Origin of the sequence: Brachybacterium sp. J153 (assembly GCF_036311905.1) — a bacterium.
Taxonomy (GTDB): domain Bacteria; phylum Actinomycetota; class Actinomycetes; order Actinomycetales; family Dermabacteraceae; genus Brachybacterium.
The window spans coordinates 141,909-161,221 of the sequence record NZ_JAZDCH010000004.1 but is presented as its reverse complement, the minus strand read 5'-3'; the positions used below and the strand labels follow the sequence as shown (position 1 = coordinate 161,221).

General features: G+C 73.4%; 13 protein-coding genes. 6 read left to right on the top strand and 7 right to left on the bottom strand.

The genetic code is table 11. The annotated features are described in order from the left end of the window. Nucleotides 1-6 precede the first annotated feature (6 nt). Nucleotides 7-2,373 carry a ComEC/Rec2 family competence protein gene (locus tag V1258_RS02370; protein ID WP_329748178.1) on the top strand — a complete coding sequence of 789 codons (2,367 nt, stop codon included), beginning with the start codon at nucleotides 7-9 and terminating at the stop codon, nucleotides 2,371-2,373. A gap of 34 nt (nucleotides 2,374-2,407) precedes the next feature. Beyond that, the gene (gene holA / locus V1258_RS02365; RefSeq protein WP_329748177.1) at nucleotides 2,408-3,397 is read left to right on the top strand and encodes a DNA polymerase III subunit delta; all 990 of its coding nucleotides are present in this window, start codon (nucleotides 2,408-2,410) and stop codon (nucleotides 3,395-3,397) included. A 61-nt stretch (nucleotides 3,398-3,458) separates the two neighbouring features. On the opposite strand, the gene V1258_RS02360 is transcribed toward holA, so the two are convergent. The 5 genes from V1258_RS02360 to V1258_RS02340 all read right to left on the bottom strand — a co-directional run bounded on the left by V1258_RS02360 (nucleotide 3,459) and on the right by V1258_RS02340 (nucleotide 10,154). Further along, nucleotides 3,459-4,196, bottom strand: a complete 738-nt coding sequence (locus tag V1258_RS02360) for a vitamin K epoxide reductase family protein (RefSeq protein ID WP_329746533.1) — start codon at nucleotides 4,194-4,196, stop codon at nucleotides 3,459-3,461. A gap of 96 nt (nucleotides 4,197-4,292) precedes the next feature. Then, on the bottom strand, nucleotides 4,293-5,279 hold the full coding sequence (locus V1258_RS02355; protein ID WP_329748274.1) for an NAD-dependent epimerase/dehydratase family protein: 987 nt from the start codon (nucleotides 5,277-5,279) through the stop codon (nucleotides 4,293-4,295). 5 nt (nucleotides 5,280-5,284) lie between these two features. Beyond that, nucleotides 5,285-7,978: an alpha/beta fold hydrolase gene (locus V1258_RS02350; protein WP_442878554.1), complete on the bottom strand. Its 2,694-nt coding sequence runs from the start codon at nucleotides 7,976-7,978 to the stop codon at nucleotides 5,285-5,287. After that, on the bottom strand, nucleotides 7,975-9,012 hold the full coding sequence (locus V1258_RS02345; protein WP_329746531.1) for a 3-oxoacyl-ACP synthase III: 1,038 nt from the start codon (nucleotides 9,010-9,012) through the stop codon (nucleotides 7,975-7,977). Before V1258_RS02345 ends, V1258_RS02350 begins: the two co-directional genes overlap by 4 nt. A gap of 122 nt (nucleotides 9,013-9,134) precedes the next feature. After that, a complete protein-coding gene (locus tag V1258_RS02340) occupies nucleotides 9,135-10,154 on the bottom strand; it encodes a sugar phosphate isomerase/epimerase family protein (RefSeq protein WP_329748175.1) in 1,020 nt (339 codons plus the stop codon). Nucleotides 10,155-10,220: 66 nt separating this feature from the next. On the opposite strand from V1258_RS02340, the gene V1258_RS02335 reads away from it, so the two are divergent. Together V1258_RS02335 and V1258_RS02330 are read left to right on the top strand one after the other, a co-directional pair. Next, nucleotides 10,221-11,456, top strand: a complete 1,236-nt coding sequence (locus tag V1258_RS02335; RefSeq protein ID WP_329748174.1) for a GNAT family N-acetyltransferase — start codon at nucleotides 10,221-10,223, stop codon at nucleotides 11,454-11,456. Between the two features lie 34 nt (nucleotides 11,457-11,490). Beyond that, complete coding sequence (locus V1258_RS02330; protein WP_329748173.1) at nucleotides 11,491-12,108, top strand: thymidine kinase; 618 nt, start codon at nucleotides 11,491-11,493, stop codon at nucleotides 12,106-12,108. 88 nt (nucleotides 12,109-12,196) lie between these two features. Here the strand turns inward: V1258_RS02330 and V1258_RS02325 are convergent, their stop codons facing one another. Continuing rightward, nucleotides 12,197-12,610 carry a hypothetical protein gene (locus V1258_RS02325; RefSeq protein ID WP_329746527.1) on the bottom strand — a complete coding sequence of 138 codons (414 nt, stop codon included), beginning with the start codon at nucleotides 12,608-12,610 and terminating at the stop codon, nucleotides 12,197-12,199. Nucleotides 12,611-12,808: 198 nt separating this feature from the next. On the opposite strand from V1258_RS02325, the gene V1258_RS02320 reads away from it, so the two are divergent. Further along, complete coding sequence (locus V1258_RS02320; protein WP_329748172.1) at nucleotides 12,809-16,261, top strand: bifunctional proline dehydrogenase/L-glutamate gamma-semialdehyde dehydrogenase; 3,453 nt, start codon at nucleotides 12,809-12,811, stop codon at nucleotides 16,259-16,261. Between the two features lie 282 nt (nucleotides 16,262-16,543). After that, on the top strand, nucleotides 16,544-17,812 hold the full coding sequence (locus V1258_RS02315) for a glycoside hydrolase family 76 protein (protein ID WP_329748171.1): 1,269 nt from the start codon (nucleotides 16,544-16,546) through the stop codon (nucleotides 17,810-17,812). Between the two features lie 196 nt (nucleotides 17,813-18,008). Here V1258_RS02315 and V1258_RS02310 read toward each other — a convergent pair whose 3' ends face one another. Beyond that, the gene (locus V1258_RS02310; RefSeq protein ID WP_329748170.1) at nucleotides 18,009-19,049 is read right to left on the bottom strand and encodes a hypothetical protein; all 1,041 of its coding nucleotides are present in this window, start codon (nucleotides 19,047-19,049) and stop codon (nucleotides 18,009-18,011) included. Nucleotides 19,050-19,313: the final 264 nt, after the last annotated feature.

Genomic DNA, 19,313 nt, shown 5'->3' with positions numbered 1-19,313 from the left:
CTCCCGATGCGCCGCTCCGACCTGCTCCTGCTCCCCGGCGCCACCGCCGTCTGGGCTCTCGCCGTCCTCGGCGTCACCGCGGGGGCCGCCGCCGCGATCGCCGCGGGCGCCGTCCTCATCGCCCTCGTCCTCACCGCGATCCTGCTGACCGGCGGCACCAGCACCGCACAAGGTCTGTTCGCGCATGTGGCCGTGGTGGTCCTCGCCGGGGCGCTGCTGTTCCCCGCCCTGCTCCGGCACAGCGGCACCGACACCGCGCTCGAGGACGCCGCCGCGTCGGGACGGATCGTCGAGCTCACGCTCGTCGCCGGTGGAGACCCGGCAGCGCCGACGAGCGGACCCGCGTGGAGTCGCGGCGGCCTGCAGACGATGGCGCGCACCGTCCGCGGCACCGTCCGCATCGGCCGTGAGGAGAGCCGCCTGCCCGCCTCCGTCCCCCTGCTGCTGCGCGCCGACGGAGCGGCCGCCGAAGACCTCGGCCAGGCCCGGGACAGCGACCACCTCCTCGTGCGCGGCACCCTCTCCGCCTCGGGAGGCCTGCTGGTCCTGCGCGCGCACGAGGTGACGGTGCTCGGCCGGGGCGGGCCGGTGGGCCACGCCCAGGAACTGCGGCACCGGCTGCGCGCCGAGGCGAGGGAGGCGACCTCCCACCTGCCCCCGGACGAGGCCGCGCTCGCCCGCGGCATGACCACCGGGGACACCGCGGGCCTGAGCGCGCGCAGCGAGGAGATCATGCAGCGCGCCGGGATCTCGCACCTGGTCGCGGTCTCCGGCGCGAACATCGCCCTGGTGCTCGCCGCCGTGCTCGGGCCGCTGCTGCTCGCCGGGGTGCGCCGACGGCCGCGGATCGCCCTGGCAGGCCTGGCGATGGCCGGCTACGTGTGGATCGTCGGCGACGAGCCGAGCGTGCAGCGCGCCGCGACCATGGCCGCGCCGCTCCTCGCCGCCCGCTTCGCTGGGGTGCGCGCCTCCCCCGTCGCGGCCCTCGCGCTGACGATCGCGCTGTGGTCGGTGCTCGACCCCGTCACCGCCGCCTCGATCGGTTTCCTGCTCTCCGCCCTCGCGACCGCCGCGATCCTTCTCGCCGCGCCCCCGCTCGGCCGCGCGCTGGTCGCGATGAGCGGCGAGCGGATCGGGGAGACCACCGCGCTCGTCCTCGCCGTGCCCCTCGTCGCCCAGCTCGCCTGCACCCCGCTGCTGATCCTGCTCTCCCCCGAGGTGTCCGTCTGGGCAATCCCCGTGAACATGATCGTTGGGCCCCTCGTCGGGCCCTCGACCGTGATCGGCCTCGTCGCCCTCGTGCTGGGCCCGGTGCTGCCCGTGGTCGCCGCCGTGCTGTTCACGGTCGCCGCGGGCGGCGCTCACCTGGTGCTGCTCGTGGCCCGCACGGCGGACGCCCTGCCCGGCTCACGGATCTCCGTGCCGGAGGGGACCGCTGGGGTGCTCCTCGCGATCGCGGCGATCCTCGGCCTCGCCCTCGCGATCGCCGGCCGTCGACGGCGACTGGTGCGCTGGGCGAGCGCGGCCGTACTGGTCGCCCTGCTGGCACCGACCGTCGGACGGGTGGTGCTGCCCGGGACGAGCTCCCCGGAGTGGATCGTCGCCGCCTGCGCCGTCGGTCAGGGGGATGCGGTGCTGCTGCGCTCAATCGGGCCGCCGGCGCGGGCGGCCACTGTCCTGATCGACACCGGACCGGAGCCCGAGCCGCTGCTCGAATGCCTGGATCGGCTGGGGGTGCAGCGCATCGACCTGCTCGTCCTGTCCCATCCGCATGCGGACCACACCGGGGGCCGGGCCGCACTCTCCGGTGCCCGCCTCCCGGCCGAGCAGTGGATCTGTCCGCTGCCCGAGGCCGCCGGGCAGGTACTGCCCGGTCCCGCCGCGCGGGCCGCCCGCACGGGGGACGCCTGGGAGCGGGACGGGCTCGCGCTCGAGGTGCTGTGGCCGCCGAGCGCGGAGGCGGCGCAATCGGCCGCTGCCCGCGAGGACGGCTCCGGGGAGGGCGATGCCGCGAACGACTGCTCACTCGCCCTGTCCGTGCGCTGGCCCGACGGCACGCGCCTGGTGAGTCTCGGCGACCTGGAGCCCGTCGCGCAGGCCGAGCTGGCGGCGCTCGATCCCGGGCCGACGGACCTCCTCAAGGTCGCCCATCACGGCTCGCGGCGTCAGGATCCGGGTCTGTACGCGCAGCTGGACGCGGACCTCGCTCTGATCACCGTCGGCGCCGACAACACCTTCGGCCATCCCACGGACGACCTCCTGGACCTGCTCGCCGGCACGGGCACCCGGGCTGTGCGCACCGACCGACACGGCACCGTCGTCCTCCCCGCCGAGGACCCCGGGGCGCCACGCTCCGTCGGCCCCGCCCGCTAGGATCGTGCGGGTCCCCGAGCAGTCAGGAGCTCCCGTGAGCGATGTCGAGTGGCACAGCGTCCCCCTCGCCCCGATCGTGCTCCTCCAGGGCACCGAGCCGCTGATCGCCTCGCGCGCCCTCGAGCGGCTGCGGCGCCTCGCCCAGGAGGCCGATCCCTCGGTCGCGGTCCACGAGCTGGTGGGCGAGTCCGCGGGGGCGGGAGCACTCGCGCAGGTCGCGAGCCCGTCGCTCTTCGGGGAGCCGCGCTTCGTGGTGGTGCCCGAGCTGCAGTCCGCCCCGGACGCCCTGGTCGGCGAGCTGCTCGGCTACCTGCCGCGGCCCGAACCGGATGTCACCCTGGTCCTCATCCACCGCGGCGGCAACCGCGGGAAGAAGCTGCTGGACGCGCTGAAGAAGGCGGGGGTGCCGCGGGTCGACGCGAGCCCCGTGAAGCGCCTGCAGGACAAGCAGGCCTTCGTCGCCGCGGAGTTCGCCCGCGCCGAGCGCCGGATCCAGCCGGAGGCTCTCGGCGCGCTCGTGGACGCCTTCGGCACCGATCTCTCCGAGCTCGCTGCCATCAGCCGTCAGCTCATCCACGACTCCATGCCCGAGCCGGGGCAGCAGGCACCGGTGGTGAGCCTCGAGGACGTCCACGCCCTCACGGCCGGTCGTGTCGAGTCCACCGCCTTCGCCGTGGCCGATGCCGCGATCGCCGGGCGCGAGCAGGAGGCGCTGCAGCTCCTCCAGCAGGCTCAGCTCGCCGGGGCCGATCCCGTGCCGATCGTCGCCGCGATCGCCTCGAAGATGCGCTCGCTCGCGAAGGTCACCGCCCCGAACGCGAGCGCCCGCACCCTGGGCATGCCGGACTGGATGCTGCGCAACCTCGGACGCGAGGCGCGCGCCTGGAACGACCGTTCCCTCGCCCGGGCGCTCGAGGCGGTGGCGCGCGCGGATCATGAGGTGAAGGGCGCCGGCCGTGATCCCCGCTGGTCGGTGCAGCGCATGGTCATGGAGATCTGCCGGGCTCGACGCGCCGCCCGCTGAGGGACGGGCTCGGATCAGCCTGTCAGATCAGCCCATCGGATCAGGCTCTCAGATCAGTTCGTCAGATCAGCCCGAAGGTCGCGAGCCACTGCCGCCAGAAGCCGGCGGCGATCACCAGGATCACCAGCAGGTACCAGGCGAGGGTCAGCACCACCCAGTGCCGCAGCACGCGGGCGAGGGGCGTCGGGAGGCGCAGGTCCCCCGCCTCGATCGTGTGGGCGAGCGCCGCGAAGAACATCGGCGCCGTGACCGTCCACACCACCATGCACCACGGGCACAGGGCGCGGATCACGAAGATCGCCGAGATCGCCAGGAAGTGGATGTACCCGAAGGCGAAGGTCATGCCGCCGAGCCGTGCCCAGCGGAACCAGCGCGGCAGCGTCGTGCCGGAGATCATCAGCGCGCCGATCGCCCCCATGATCGCGAAGCCCGCCAGGCCGATCGCCTGGTTCGGCAGGCCCAGAGCGCTCGCCTGCCAGGTCATCATCACGTTGCCGCAGGAGATGAACGGGTTGATGTCGCAGGAGAGGGAGGCGCCCGGGTTCTCGAGCAGGTACTCCTTGTCGATCATCAGCGTCAAGGCCGCGAGCCAGCCCACGAGGCCGCCGATCAGCAGCACCAGGCCCGTGGTGCGGGCAGGAGCGCGTCGTCGGGCGGCGCGTGCGGCGGCGATCTCGGCCTCGACCTCGGCGAGCAGCTCGGCGTCCGAATCGTGCTCAACGTCCGAGCCGTGCTCGGGATCGGTCGCCGCTCCTCGGGACGCGTCGGACGAGGCTGCGGGGCGGGCGGTGTCGCTCATGGGCTGCGCTTCCGGGACGGAGGAACGGGAAAGAGAGGACGGGACGGAGAGGACGGGAACGAGAGGCCGGGCGCCGGGGCCGCGGGACGGGGCGGATCAGCCGCGCACGGGGTGCTCCCGGAACCAGGCGGCGAGGCGCTCGTTGCCCTCGTCGAGGGACACCTCGGGCCTCCAGTGCAGACGCTCCTGGGTGCGCCGCTGGTCGAACCAGTGCGCGGTGGACATCTGCTCGGCGAGGAACTCGGTCATCGGCGGCTCGTCGGTCCCGGGCCGCACCTCCCACAGCCGCTCGATGACCCGACCGGCGAGGCGTGCGGCGGCTCCGGGCACCCGCAGACGGGGCCGGGGCACGCCGGCGGCGTCGCACCAGCCGTGGAAGACGTCGCGGACGGTGCGGGGCTCCCCGTTCGTGACCACGAAGCTCTCGCCGTGCACGTCCTCGATGCGGTCCAGCGCCGCGACGATCGCGGAGGCGGCGTTGTCGACATAGGTGGTGTCGATCAGGGCCATGCCCTCGTCGAGCAGAGGCAGTCGCCCGCTCGCGGCGCGGTCCACGATCCGCCCCACCAGCTGGGTGTCCCCCGGACCCCACACGATGTGCGGGCGGACGCTGGTCACGAGCAGTCCGTCGGACCCGTCGGCGGCCATCGCGAGCAGCTCCGCAGAGGCCTTCGTGCGGGAGTACGGGCCGCGGGCCCGCTCGGGATCGGCCGGGGTCGCGTCCAGCCCCTCGATGGCGCGGCCCAGGTGCGCGACCGACGGGGACGAGACGTTCACGAGCGCGCCGCCGCCCCGAGCGCGCAGCGCCTCGACCACGTGGGAGGTGCCGCCGATGTTGATCGCCCGGTACTCCTCCTCCGGTCCGGAGATCGAGACCTTCGCGGCGAGGTGCACGACGGCGTCGACCCCGTCGACGGCGCGTCGGACGTCCTCCGCATCGGTCAGGTCGCCGCGCACGTCGGTGACGCCGGGGATTCCGGCCGGGCGGCGCTGGAACGCGGAGACTTCCGCCCCGCGGTCCCGCAGCAGGCTCGCGACGGCACCGCCCAGCATCCCAGAGGCGCCGGTGACCAGCACCTTCATCCCGCTCACAGGGAGTCCGCCCGCTCTCCGCGGAGGGTCTGCCCCGCCCAGCGGGACAGCGCGGCGCGGTCGATCTTCGAGTTGTGGCGGATGTCGGTGGGTAGGGCTCGCGTGGTGAACACGGCGACGACCTCGGCCCCGGTGCGGTCGCGCACCGCGCGGCGCACGGCCTCCTGCAGGGAGGTCTCGGCGGCGCGGGGCTTCCCCGCCTTGCCGGGCCGGTAGCCGTCCTCGGTCTCGAGGATCACGACGATCTGCTGGGTGCCGCGGGGGCCGACGACGGCGGCGCCGGCGCGGCGCACCGTCGGCACCGACTCGGCGGCCTCTTCTACCTGCACGGGGGTGAGCAGGCCGGCGGCCGTCGCGAGCACGTGCGCGGCGCGGCCCTCGATCCAGAGCCGTCCGGCCTCGTCGAGATGGCCGACGTCGCCGGAGGCGTGCCAGCCCGCGAAGCGCATCGACGCGTGGGTGGTGCCCCACAGCATGAGGTAGCGGTCGCGCACGTGGGGGGCGCGGATCAGCACCTCGCCGGTGACGCCCGGCGCGGTGGTGATCTCGCCGGTGGTGCGGCCCTCGGCGTCCATGGCGGCGATCGCGACCTGCACCCGCGGGACGGGGGTACCGACGCACACGCCGGAGCCCTCCCCGGCGGCCTCGATGCCCTCGAGGTCGATCGCGGCGACGGCGAGGCACTCGGTCATGCCGTAGGGGGTGAGCGCGCGGGCGTGCGGCATCAGGTCCCGCAGCCCGCGCAGGAGGTGCGCGGGGATCGGGGCGCCGGCGGCGAAGAAGCTCGCGGCGGAGGCGAGGGCGGCCCGGCCGTGCTCGTCGAGGTCCTTCGCGGTGTCCAGGATGTTGCGCAGCGCGGCGGGGGCGGTGAACACGGCGGGCTCGCCGAGCGCCGCGATCGCATCGGCCAGCGCGGAGGCGGTGAGCTCCCCGGGCCGGGTGATGTCCATGTCCGGCACGACGGTGGGGGCGCCGAGCGCCGGGCCGAGCAGGGCGAAGGGCGCGAAGCCCGCGACCAGTCCCCGCTCGGGGTCCAGCTGGAGGGTGTCGCCGACCGCCGTGAACATCGCGCTCATCTGCCGGTGGGTGTAGACGGCGCCCTTCGCGGGCCCGGTCGAGCCGGAGGTGAACAGGATCGCGGCGTCGTCCTCGGGATCGGGCCAGCTCGCCTCGAGAGGCGCGCCCAGATCGCGCATCAGCGAGCCGGAGCGGGCGAGCTGCGCAATCGAGGTCTCGACGCCGAAGGCGGTGCGATCCAGCGTCGGCAGCTGCTCGACGCTGATCCGACGTCCCGGCCAGCCGAGCGCCCGCGCGGCGGCCAGGGCCTTCGGGATCGCGATGATCCAGTCCGGGTGCGAGCCGATGACGGCGCGCGACAGTCCGGCGACGCCCAGGCCTGCGTCGGCGATGACCGCGACGGCGCCGATGCGCAGGCAGGCGTAGAGCACGGCGGTGAGGTCGGCGCCGGGGGTGATCAGTACGCTCACCCGGTCCCCGGGGCGCACGCCGTGGCCGAGGAGGCCCGCGGCGATGTCGTCGACCCTGCGGTTCAGCAGCGACCAGGAGATCTCGCGCGGCTCGCCGTCCCCGCCGTCCATCTCGACGACGGCGGGACTGTGGGCGTGCCGCGGATCGGCAGCGAGGCGGGCGATGGGCTCGCCGACGTGCCGCCCCGGGGCGGGCTCGGCGGCGGCCGACACCGGCGTCCAGGCGGTGCTCGCCGCGGGATCCAGCGGCTCCTCGGCGTCGCCGAAACGGGCGCGCAGCCAGTCCGCGACCAGGCCCGCGACGTCGGCATCCTCCCACACCAGATGGGAGGCGCCCTCGAATCGGTGCACGTCGGCATGGGGCACCCGGGTCAGCAGGTCCCGCAGGAAGCGGTCGGAGAAGGTGATGTCCCGCGGCCCCCACGCCATCAGGGTCGGGACGTGGAGCTCGGTGAGGCCCTGGGCGACCCGCTCGAGGGTCGCGCGCGAGGGATGGTCCGCGGCGGCGGGGATGTCGGCGACGAACTGGTCGATGCCCAGCCGGCGGGAGCGGCCACGGTACGGGGCGAGATAAGCGTCCTGGACCTCCTTCGGCAGCGGCGGCGACGACAGCGCGAGGGTCGTGCGCAGGAAGGCGTCGGTGAGGGAGGTGGAGGCGGTGCGGAAGCCGGGGGCCGAGGCGAGCTGCAGCGCCTTCGGCAGCGCCTCCTCGATCTCCTGATGCACCCCGGTGTTGGTGAGGATCATCCCGGCCAGGTCGTGCCGGTTGTCGAGCGCCCAGCCCGAGGAGATCAGACCGCCCCAGTCGTGCCCGACGGTCACCACGGGGCCGCGCAGGGAGAGCGCGTCGGTGAGCAGGGACAGGTCGGTGATGCGGTCCTGGTAGCGGCGGGTGACGCCGGTGCGCTCGGACCAGCCCATGTCCAGTTGGTCCACGGCGATGACCCGCCAGGGGATGTCCTCGCGGATCAGGGAGCGGAACAGGAAGGAGTAGGTGGGGTTGCCGTGGACGGCGAGCAGCGTGCCGCGCGGCGCGATGCCGCGCTCGGCGAGCCACGGGGCGGAGTCCAGCAGGTGCCAGCGGCGGGGCGTGCCAGTGTGGTCGCGCACCTCGAGGGTCCGGCTGAGCCGGGCGTCGACGCCGGGGAGGGCGGGGATCTCGGGGGCCTGCGCGCGGCGGCGGCCGGTCTGTCGCTCGGTCACCACTGGACCTCCATCATCGCGGTGTTCAGTCCGGAGCCCACGCCGAGCAGCAGCACGCGCTCCCCGCGCGCGATGTTGCCCTGGTGGTGGGCGAGGGTCATCGGCACCGCCTCGGCGGCGATGTTCCCCCAGTCGGGGAAGGTCACCGGGATGCGGTCCATACCCACCCCGGTGATCTTGGAGAAGTTGCGGGTGTACACCATCGAGACCTGGTGCGGGATGATGTGCTCGATCGAGCGGAAGTCGTGACCGGCCTCGTTGGCGGCCTTCCAGGTGTCGAGGATCAGGCTGATCCCGTTCTCCAGCAGTCCCGCGGAGTCGGTGCGCATGTCGTGCATGTCGCCGATGCACAGCTCGTGGTGCTGGGTGCCGGCCCGCGCCTCGGTGCGGATTAGGCGGTGCCCCTCGGGGTGGGCGTCGGCCGGGCCGAGCACGGCGGCCGCGGCCCCGGAGCCGAGGGTGAGCGCCGCGAACTGGTTGTTGAAGTCCTCGCGCACCGCGGTCTTCGAGTTCAGGCGGTCGATGGTGCCGCGCTGGGCCCGCTCGACGTCCTCCGCACCGACGATCAGTGCATAGCGGATCTGGCCGGAGTCGATCATGCCGGCCGCCATGGTCATGGCGTTGACGAAGCCCAGGCAGGCGTTGGTGATGTCGAAGTTCATCGCGCTCGTCGGCAGGCCCAGCGAGTGGTGCACGGTCGTGGCGACCGCGGGCTCGAGGTGCTGACGGGACACCGAGGCGTTGATGATCAGGTCCACCTGATCGCGGACGATCCCGGCCTTGGCGATGGCGCGCTCGGCGGCGAGGACCACGCCCTGCCGCCAGCCGTTCTCCCGATCGCGCCACCAGCGGCGCTCGTAGACGCCGGCCACACGCTGCAGCACGCCCTTGGGCAGACGGAGCCGCTTGCGGGCGGGCGCGAGCATCTCGTCGATCTCGTCGGAGGTGACGGTGACCTGCGGCAGCGACATCTCCACCGAGAGCAGGCTCGCGTTCTGATGGACGAATCCCGTGTTCCCGTTCCCACTGGCCATCTGCGCGCTGTACCTCGTTCGTTCCGTGCCGTGTCTCGTCGCATGGCCGCCCGGCGCATGCATCGGCCATTGTCACACCCGCCCCTGGAGGGTGTCCGACGGGGTGGCGGATCCCACGTCGCTCAGGCGGGGTCGTCCCCCGGGGCCCGGTCGTTTCCCTCGCCCTGCGGTGCCCCGCCCTGCGGGTCCACGCCCTCGTCGCCGTCGTCCAGGTGGTGGCCGAGGTGGTGCCGGGCGAACAGCAGGCACTGGCGCAGCACCTGCTCGCGCGTCTCGGCGCTGCCGCTCGTGGAGACCTCGAGCAGCACGGACCCCTGCCAGCCGCGGTTCGCGAGGCGCCGCAGCACCTCGGCGCACGGCTGGTTGCCCTCGCCGGGCGGGAGGTGCTCGTCCTTGGTGGTGCGTCCGGAGCCGTCGGCGAGGTGCAGGTGGGTGAGCCGGTCCCCGAGGCGGTCGATCATCGCGAGCGCGTCGTCGCCCGCGGTCGCGGCATGGGAGAGGTCCACGGTGACGTGCTCGTAGTCCTCGTCGGTGGGGTCGTGGTCCGGGAGATAGGTCATCAGCTCCCGCACACCGAGCCGCCACGGGTACATGTTCTCGACCGCGATCGCCACGCCGTGGCGCGCCTCGAGCTCCGCCACCCCGGTCACGAACTCCTTCGCATAGGAGCCCTGCCAGCGGAACGGCGGGTGCGCGACGACCGTCGGCACCTCCAACTCCTTCGCCAGCTCGACCGTGCGCTCGATCTTCACCCACGGATCCCGGCCCCACAGGCCCTGGAGCAGGAAGAGGGTCGGGGCGTGTAGGGAGAGAATCGGCTGCTCGTACCGCGCGACGTACTCGCGCAGCCGGTCCGGGTCCTGGCTGTCCTTGGCGTAGGAGACCATCACCTCGATCCCGTCGTAGCCGATCTCGGCGGCGAGACGGAAGCACTCCTCGACGCCGGCCGGGAAGACCGAGGAGGTCGAGAGGCCGACGGGAATGCGCCGCTGCGGGTTCTGCTCGGAGCGCGGATCCCCGGCGGAGAGGCGCTTGAACAGCTCCTCGCGGCCCGCCCGCTGCGCGCGGTTCGGGCGCGTGTACGGCTTGCGCGAGGCCGGGCGCGGCGTCCCCGTCGTAGGACGGTCTCGGCGTGGGTTCACGGCGACTCCTCGGTCGGGATCGGGCCGAGGTCAGTATGCAACAGCACCGCCCCTAGACTCCTCGGCATGCGTGCACGCGAGCTCACCGCCGACGACCTCCTCCCCTATCAGCGGCTCACCCGTCTCGCCTTCGGCGGCGGTCCGGTCACCGAGAAGGAGGCCCGGCCGTTCTCCCCCGGGCTGATTCCGCTGGGCATCTCCTCCGCCGATCTGCCGGGCGGGGCCGACGGGGTCATCGCCGCGGGGGCGCAGATCCGTCGGGACCGGATCACGCTCGGCGGCGGCACGGCCGACTGCGGCGGGATCGGCGGCGTCGCGGTCCATCCGGCGCACCGGGCCGGCGGGCTCTTCGGCGAGCTGATGACCGCCGTGATCGCCCGCTGCGCCACCGAGGGCATGGCGTTCTCGATGCTCTACCCGGCGAACGTCGCGATCTATCGCGCCCTCGGCTATCAGATCGTCTCCCAGGTGCAGAAGGTGCAGGTGCCGCTGCTCGACCTGCAGCGCCTTCGCCCCGTGCCCGGGACCCACCTGGAGGCCGTGACCGCGCAGTCCTTCGAGCGGGTCCACGCCCTCTACCGCGAGCTGACGGCCGGGGAGAACGGCATGCTGACCCGGGAGGGGCCGCTGTTCCCGACCGGGCATCCGGGCGGCACCTGGGAGGCGGTGCTGCTGGTCGGCGAGGACGGCACCGACCGCGGCTACCTCTCCTTCACCCGCACGGGCGGCGAGGAGGGCATCGGCCTCGAGGTCCATGAGGTGCTCGGCCGCACCCGCGAGGACCGCCTCGCCCTGCTCCGCTCGCTCGGCACCTGGTCCACGGTGACCGAGCAGGTGCGGATCCGCGTGCGGGCCGAGGATCCCCTGCTCGACGCACTCCCCGGAGGGCGCACGCGCATGGATCCGCAGCTGCAGCCCTGGGTGATGGTGCGGGTCATCGACACCGCCGCCGCACTCTCGGCCCGTCCGGCGCCCGCGGGGCTCGAGGGCACGCTGCGCCTCGTCGTCACCGATGACACGGTCCCCGCCGGCACCGCCCGGGCCGCGGGCGAGTTCGTCGTGCGGATCGCCGACGGGCGGGTCGCGGTGGACCTGGAAGGTGCGGCCGACGGGTCCGACGTCGGCGGAGTGTCCGGCTCTGTGCATCTCGACGTGCATGCCGCCGCGCTGCTGCTGATCGGCGGGCGCTCGATCGCCGACGCCGAACGGCTGGGCCTCGGCGCCCGGGCCGACGCCCCGGCCCGCGCACTGCTCGACACCCTTCTCTCCGGTCCGCGGCCTGCCGTCATGGACCAGTTCTGACCACGACCCCGATCCCTGGGAGGGACCAGGCCCGATGGCCAAGCTGCACTTCAAGTACGGAGCGATGAACTCCGGCAAGTCCGACACGCTGATCAAGACCGCCTACAACTACGACGAGCGTGGCCTCGCGACCCTCACCGTCAAGCCCGGCCTGGACACCAAGGGCGAGGACTGGGTGGTGGCCCGCGGCGGTGCCCGGCGCCGCGTCGACGTCCTCGCCCATGCCGGCGAGGACCTCCGGGAGCACGTGCTCCGCTCCGCACGGGAGCGGGAGCTGCTGCCGCTGCACTGCGTCCTCGTCGACGAGGCGCAGTTCCTCGAGCCCGACCAGATCGACCAGCTCTTCCTGATCGCGAAGCGGGACGGGATCTCGGTGATCTGCTACGGACTGCGCACCGACTTCCGCACGGCGACCTTCCCCGGAGCCCAGCGCCTCTTCGAGCTCGCCGACAACGTCGAGAAGCTGCCCACCATGTGCCGCTGCGGCTCGCAGGCCGAGTTCAACTGCCGCCGGGTCGGGGAGCGGTTCGTCTTCGAGGGCGCGCAGGTCGCGATCGACGGCGAGGACTCCGGTGCCGTCACCTACATGTCGCTGTGCGGACCGTGCTTCCTCGACGAGCAGACGACGGCCGGGGTGCGCGTGCTCGGCTGAGCACGGCACCCCGGCCGTCGGGTGCTGTGGCTGGGACGCAGACGATCAGGGCCCTCCCATCAGGCGGCGGGCCCGTCGGCCCCTGTGCTCAGGAGCTGAGCGGACCGCCCTCGGAGACCTCGGCGTCGCCACCCGCGGCGGACTCGCTCGCGGCGACCCCGTCGGCCGCCGCGGTGAGATCCTCGGACTTGTCGACGCCCTGGGCACCGTCGGCACCCTCGGTGTCCCCACCCGCCAGGCGCTGCTTCGCCCCGGCCGCCGCGGATCCCACGGCCTCCTGCACGGTGGCCGCGACCTCGGGGGCCTTCGCCTTCACGGTGTCCGCCGCCTCGTGCGCGGCCTTCCCGGCGGCGTCCTTCGCCTGCGCGGCGCGACGCTTGACCTCGGGGTCGTCGGCGACCTGGCGGGCCGTGCGCTCGAGGGACTCGTACGGGCCCCGTCCCATCGAGGATCCGATCACGAAGCCGATCGCCACGCCGGCCAGAAAGATGAACTTCTTCATGGTGCTCTCCCCTGCACTCGAAACTGCTGCGCCGGACCGCGGTCCGCACGCGATGACATCCCGAGACTAGCGATCACGGTCCGGGAACGGCCAGGGATCGGCGCCGCGGAACCGCGCGGAGGAACTACGATCGCCGTGGGCGACGACGCCCGCACCGCATCACCCGCCGGCGATCCCGGCGTCCGAGGAGTCACCGAGTTGTCCACGCAGTCCGAGACCGCATCCCCCGCTCCCGCCCCCACCGCCCTCACCGTCGAGGACGTGTCCGCGCAGGTGCGCACCTGGTTGGCCGCCGCGGCCACCCGGCCCACCCCGGCCCCCGCCCGCCTGCTCTCCGACCTGCTGCAGGATCCGAAGGGACTCGACTTCACGCTCGCCTTCGTGGACCGGGTGATCCGCCCCGAGGATCCGCGGGCGGCGGCCGTCGAGCTGCGCCGCCTCGCCCAGGACCCGCCGGCCTTCCTCCCCGGCGCCCTGCGCCGCGCGGTCTCCCTCGGCGGCACCGCCTCCCGCCTCGCCCCGTCGGCCGTCGTGCCCACCGCGCAGGCCGCGATGCGGCGCATGGTCTCGCACCTGATCGTCGATGCCCGGCCCCGCCCGCTGTCCGCAGCCATCACCCGACTCACTGCCGACGGCACCACCTTGAACATCAACCTCCTCGGCGAGGCCGTGCTCGGTGCGCAGGAGGCGGCGCGCCGCCTCGAGGGCGTCCACGAGCTGGTGCGGCGCCCCGACGTCGACTACGTGTCGATCAAGGTCTCCTCCGTCGTGGACCACCTGCCCCTGTGGGCCGCGGACCGCACCGTCGACCACATCGTCGAGACCCTGCTCCCCCTGTACCTGGTCTCCGCGCGCGCCGAGCAGCCCACCTTCCTCAACATGGACATGGAGGAGTACCGGGATCTCGAGCTGACCTTGAGGGTCTTCGAGAAGCTGCTGGACCGGCCCGAGCTCGAGCACCTGCATGCCGGGATCGTGCTGCAGGCGTATCTCCCCGACGCCCCGCGGGCGATGGCCCGCCTGCGCGCCTTCGCCGAGAAGCGGGTCGCCGCGGGCGGCGCCCCGATCAAGGTGCGCCTGGTCAAGGGCGCGAACCTGGCCATGGAACGGGTCGACGCCTCCGTGCACGGCTGGCCCGCGGCTCCGCTCGGCAGCAAGGAGGAGACCGATGCCCAGTACAAGCGGATGCTCCTGGAGGCCCTGGACCCGCAGGGGCTCGCCGCGGTGCATCTCGGCGTTGCCGGCCACAATCTCTTCGACCTCGCCTTCGCCCACCTGCTGATGCGCGAACGGGGCATCCCCGCCGGGCCGGACAGCGGCGTCGAGTTCGAGATGCTCGCCGGCATGGCACCCGCCCAGCAGGCGGTGGTGCGGGAGACCGTCGGCACCATGCGCCTGTACGTCCCCGTCGTGCACCCCCGGCACTTCGACGTGGCGGTGTCCTACCTGGTGCGCCGGCTCGAGGAGAACGCCTCCTCCGAGAACTTCCTGTCCGCCGCCTTCCGGCTCGAGGACAGCGACGAGCTCTTCGCCCGGGAGGAGGGGCGCTTCGCGCGCGCCCTCGAGCGGGCCCTCGGCGAGACCTCCGTCCCCACGCATCGCGTCCAGGACCGCAGCCACGAGGCGAGCGGCGGGCGCGTCGACCTGAACACCGAGACGATCCCGTCCGTCCCCGGCGCCTTCCGCAACACCCCCGACACCGATCTGTCGACCCCCGCGAACCAGGCCTGGGCCGAGAGGATCACGCGGCGTATCCGCTGCTCGACCCTCGGCGAGGCCGAGGCGAAGGCGGCCCGCGTCGAGTCCGCCGAGGAGGTCGACGCCGCGATCACCCGCGCGCTCGCGGTCCAACCGCGCTGGGCGGCGCTCCCCGTCGAGAAGCGCGCCATGCTGCTGCGTCGCGCCGCCGGGGTGCTGGCCGCGCACCGCGCCGAGCTGCTCGAGGTGATGGCCGACGAGACCGGCAAGACCCTCGAGCAGGGCGACCCGGAGGTGTCCGAGGCGATCGACTTCGCCATCTACTACGCCGAGCAGGCGGAGCGGCTCGCCGCACACCCCGAGCTGGTCTCGAGCCCCCGGTCGCTCACCCTGGTCACTCCGCCGTGGAACTTCCCGATCGCGATCCCGACCGGCGGCGTGCTCGCGGCGCTCGTGACCGGCAGCGTCGTGATCATGAAGCCTGCCCCGCAGGCGCTGCGCTGCGGCGCGTTGCTGGGACGGCTGCTCCAGGAGGCCGGCTTCCCCGAGGGGGTGCTGACGGTCATGGACGTCCCCGAGGACGAGACCGGTCGGGCGCTGATCTCCGATCCCCGCATCGACCAGCTGATCCTCACGGGGGCCTCGGAGACCGCGGCGCTGTTCGCCTCGTGGCGGCCCGAGCTGCGGATCCTCGCCGAGACCAGCGGGAAGAACGCGATCGTGGTGACCCCGCAGGCGGATCTGGATCTCGCCGCCCGGGACCTGGCCGCGAGCGCCTTCGGCCATGCCGGGCAGAAGTGCTCGGCCGCCTCGCTCGCGATCGTGGTCGGATCCGTGGCCCGCTCGCGGCGTTTCTACGCCCAGCTCGCCGACGCGGTCCTGAGTCTCGACGTCGACCACCCGATCGAGCCCACCGCCCAGATGGGCCCCGTCATCGAGACCCCCGGGGAGAAGCTCCGCGCCGGGCTCACCGAGCTCGGTCCCGGCGAGAGCTGGCTCGCCGAGCCGAAGCCCCTCGACGACGAGGGACGTCTGTTCTCCCCCGGCGTGCGCACCGGGGTCCGGGAGGGATCCGCCTTCCACCGCACCGAGTACTTCGGGCCGGTGCTCGGCATCATGGAGGCCCCGACGCTCGAGGACGCGGTGCGGATGCAGAACGGCACCGACTTCGGGCTCACCGCGGGCCTGCACTCCCTGGACCCGGCCGAGATCGCGTGGTGGACTGAGCACGTCGAGGCTGGGAACCTCTACGTGAACCGCGGCATCACCGGCGCGATCGTGCAGCGCCAGCCCTTCGGAGGCTGGAAGCGGTCCGCGATCGGGCAGACCGCGAAGGCCGGCGGCCCTAACTACCTCGTGCACCTGATGGACCACGCCGAGGCGGAGACGCTGCCCGACCCCTCCGATCCGGCCTGGCTCGAGGCGGCCCGCCGCTCGGACCGCGAGCACCGTGCCGGTCTCTTCGCCCCCCGGGACGAGCAGGACCTGCATGGAGAGATCAACGTCCTGCGATACCTGCCGCTGCCGGTGCTGGTGCGCGCCGAGCAGGGCACCACCGCCGCGCAGCTGCGCCGTGTGCTCCACGCCGCCCAGACGGCGGGCGCCGAGGTCGAGGTTTCCGTCGCCGCCTCCGAGATCGTGCAGGCCGCGGCCGACGAGGGCTTCGCGGAGGTGACCGTCGAGGACGCCGCGGCATTCGCCGGTCGTTACGGGGAACTCGCCGTGCCGCGCGTGCGGGTGCTGGGGCGGATCGGCGAGGAGCTGCGCGCGGCGGCCGCGGCCCGGATCGACATCGCCCTGTTCACCGGGGGCCCGGTCGCGAGCGGACGCGTCGAGCTGCTCGCCTTCCTGCGGGAGCAGGCGGTCAGCGCGACGGATCATCGCTACGGGAACCCCCTGCCGCATCCCCTGGACCTCACCGGCGGCGCGGGCTGGGAGCGCGGCCCGGCCTGAGCGGCAGGCCGTCGGCCGCGGGCGACCGGACCTGCGGCCACGCTGCCGTCGGCCACCGGCCACCTCCGACCTCCCGCGCCGACTCTCGCGCCGACTTCCTGCGCCGAGTGCTGCATCCGGACCGCAACGCTCCCCGTATGACGGTCCAGATGCAGCACTCGGCGCCCCGGCCCGCCCCGTCGGCCACGGAGGAGACCGATCTGCGCGAAGCGGGTGTGCCGACGTGGGAATCGCACTAGCGTGACGCGGGACCGTTCTCCCCACCGCACATCGAGGTGCACCGTGTCGACACCCACCCGTCGGACCGCGCTGACCGCCGCTACCGCCCTGACCGGGGCGGCGACCGTCGCCGCGCTGTCCCCCGCCGCCCTCGCCGCCCCGTCCGGAAGGACCACCCCCGTCGTGAGCGACTCCGCCGCCGTGACCCCGCAGGAGGCGGCCTCCCGGGCCGTCGCCGCCACCTCCTCCCTGCTTTCGCATTTCCAGGCCGAGACCGACCCGGACATGCTGATCGAGCAGTACCCCCGCCAGGAGCACGATCCGGAGTTCACCTACGTGTGGCCGCTGTCCCAGGCCCGCGCCGCGCTGACCGAGCTGATCGCCGCCCTCGACGGCCCCGGACCCGGCGCGGACACGGGGAATCTCGACACCGCAGCGGCCGACGCCGCCCTGATCCGCGCCCAGGAGCACTACTGGTACCCGGCCGGAGGCACCACCGGCCTGCCCGGCTACACCGCCGCCACCAACTCCACCGATGGCGCCAACGGCGACTTCTTCTACGACGACAACGACTGGATCGCGCTGCTCGAGATCGAGCAGCACCTGTTCACGGGCGGTGCCCGCGGTGATCTGGATCGGGTCGGCCAGCTGCTCGAGCTGTTCCGCTCGGGCGAGTCCACCGATCCCACTCTCGCCTCTCCCGGCGGGATCGACTGGACCCAGGGCGACTGGAACCACGACCGCAACACCGTGTCCACCTTCCCCTCGGCGAAGGTCGCGCTGCGCTGGTACCAGCTCACGGGCGAGGAGAAGGCGCTCGAGGACGCGCTGCGCTGGATGGCCTGGGGCCGGGACACCCTGCTCGCGCCGAACGGCCTGTACTGGGACAACATCAAGCCCGACGGCGCGATCGACCGCACCCAGTGGACGTACAACCAGGGCGTGCCGCTCGGCTGCGAGGTCCTCGCCTACGAGATCACCGGCGAGAAGGAGTACCGGGAGCGCGCGCTCTCCCTGGTCGAGGCGATCATCGGCTTCTACGAGCCGTTCACCCGCGGGGCGGGGCTGGACACCCAGCCGATCCAGTTCAACGCCATCCTCGCCTCCAATCTCCTGCTCGCTGAGTCGGTGCTGGGCGCGCAGGTCCAGGGGCGCACGATCGTCGAGGCCTACGCGGCGCGTCTCTGGGAGGATCGCCGCGATCCCGAGACCGATCTCGTCACTGGCTCGCGGGAGACGGAGTCCGGGACGCATCTGCTGGATCAGGCGGGATTCGCCCGCACTCTCGCCCTCGCCGCCCTCGGCCGGCCGCTCTGGCGGCACCTGAGCTGAGGTGCCTCGCCACATCCGTCCGGCGCCGGGGCCCGAGGGGGCTCCGCGCGTCGAGCTCGAGTCTCACCCGCGTCGCCGGGCACCGAGTGCTGCATTTGAGCCGCCTCCGCCGGGTCATAGCGGTCCAGACGCAGCACTCGGTGCATGGCGCGAAGGTGCTCGTGACTCCTGACTCCCCTAGGGGCCGGTCCGGGCGTCAGCGGTCCTGTCCGGGTCGCCACCCGCGGCGCATCAGCTCCCGCCGCACCCGGTCGACCGCCCGTCGGCACCCGTGGAGGAGGTCCTCCGCGGAGGTGCGCAGCTCGACCCAGCCGGCAGCCATCCGTCGGTCGCCTCGCGCGATGTCACGGCTCTGCTGCGCCCGATCGAGGTGTGTCGGCCCGTCGTGCTCCAGCGCCACCTTCCACTCCGGCCAGTGCAGATCAGGCTCGCCGAGGTCGAGGACCCGACCGCTGTGGTCCTCCTCGGTGGCCGGCGCGTTCGCCAGCGGCTCCGGCAGGCCTGCGGCGACCATGGCCAGCCGCAGCGCGGTCTCCGGCGCGGAGTCGCTGCTCATCCTGACCAGCGCGACGGCCTGACGAAGCTGGCGCGCTCCCCGACCCCGGTACTCCGCGACGGCCGCGTGCAGCTCCTCGAGGGTCACGTAGGGTTCGGCCCGTCCCTCGAATCGAGGTCGCGGTCTCCGAACGAGATGGTCCCCGATCGCGACGAGGGCCTCGAGACTGATCTGCGGACCGAGGTCGAGGAACGTCCGGAGCCTGGTGGTGAGCCGGACGCCGGGTGCCCGATCTCGGCGATCGACGAGCCGGACGACGGGAGCATCGAGCAGGCTCCACCGCACCAGCGTCGACTCCCGGGGGCGCGAGTCACCGCGCGCCATGTGGGTCCGACCGTCGACGCTGTTCCGCGCGGGTCGATAAGTGGTTCGTCCGTCCACGACGCGGGACTGGCGTGGCGCCTCCGTCACCGCATCCGCGAGGACCCCCGGTAGGGGCAGGCCCCAGATCCGGGCGGCGGTCAGCCCGGCGGCGAAGGCCTCGGGGTCCCGCCGGCACAGGGCGCCGACGATATCCCTCTCCGTGACGACGCGATCTCTCAGCGCCCACAGTCCGGGCGCGACGGAGACCAGATCATCGCGCCGGAGCCGCGACCGGCTGGCCCCTGCCTCGAGCGCCTCCCGGGTGGTGAAGACGGCATGAGTCAGGCCTTCGGGGAGCGGGCTCGGGGCGTGCGGCATGCCCACAGCATCGGCCGACCGCAGCGTGGTCCCCCGTGTCCCTGCACATCGCCCAGGTCACCGCGGGAACGCATGGGTCCTCCCCATTCCGGTGACAGACGTCAGGGTCAGGCTCCGACTTCGCCGACGAGACCGCAGAGGCGTCCCTCGTCGCCGCGCCGAGTGCTGCATTCGGACCGTCACCGGACCCTCGAAGCGGTCTAAACGCAACACTCGGCGAAGAGAGGCGGTCCAAACGCAGCACTCGGCCGGAGGAAGCGGTCC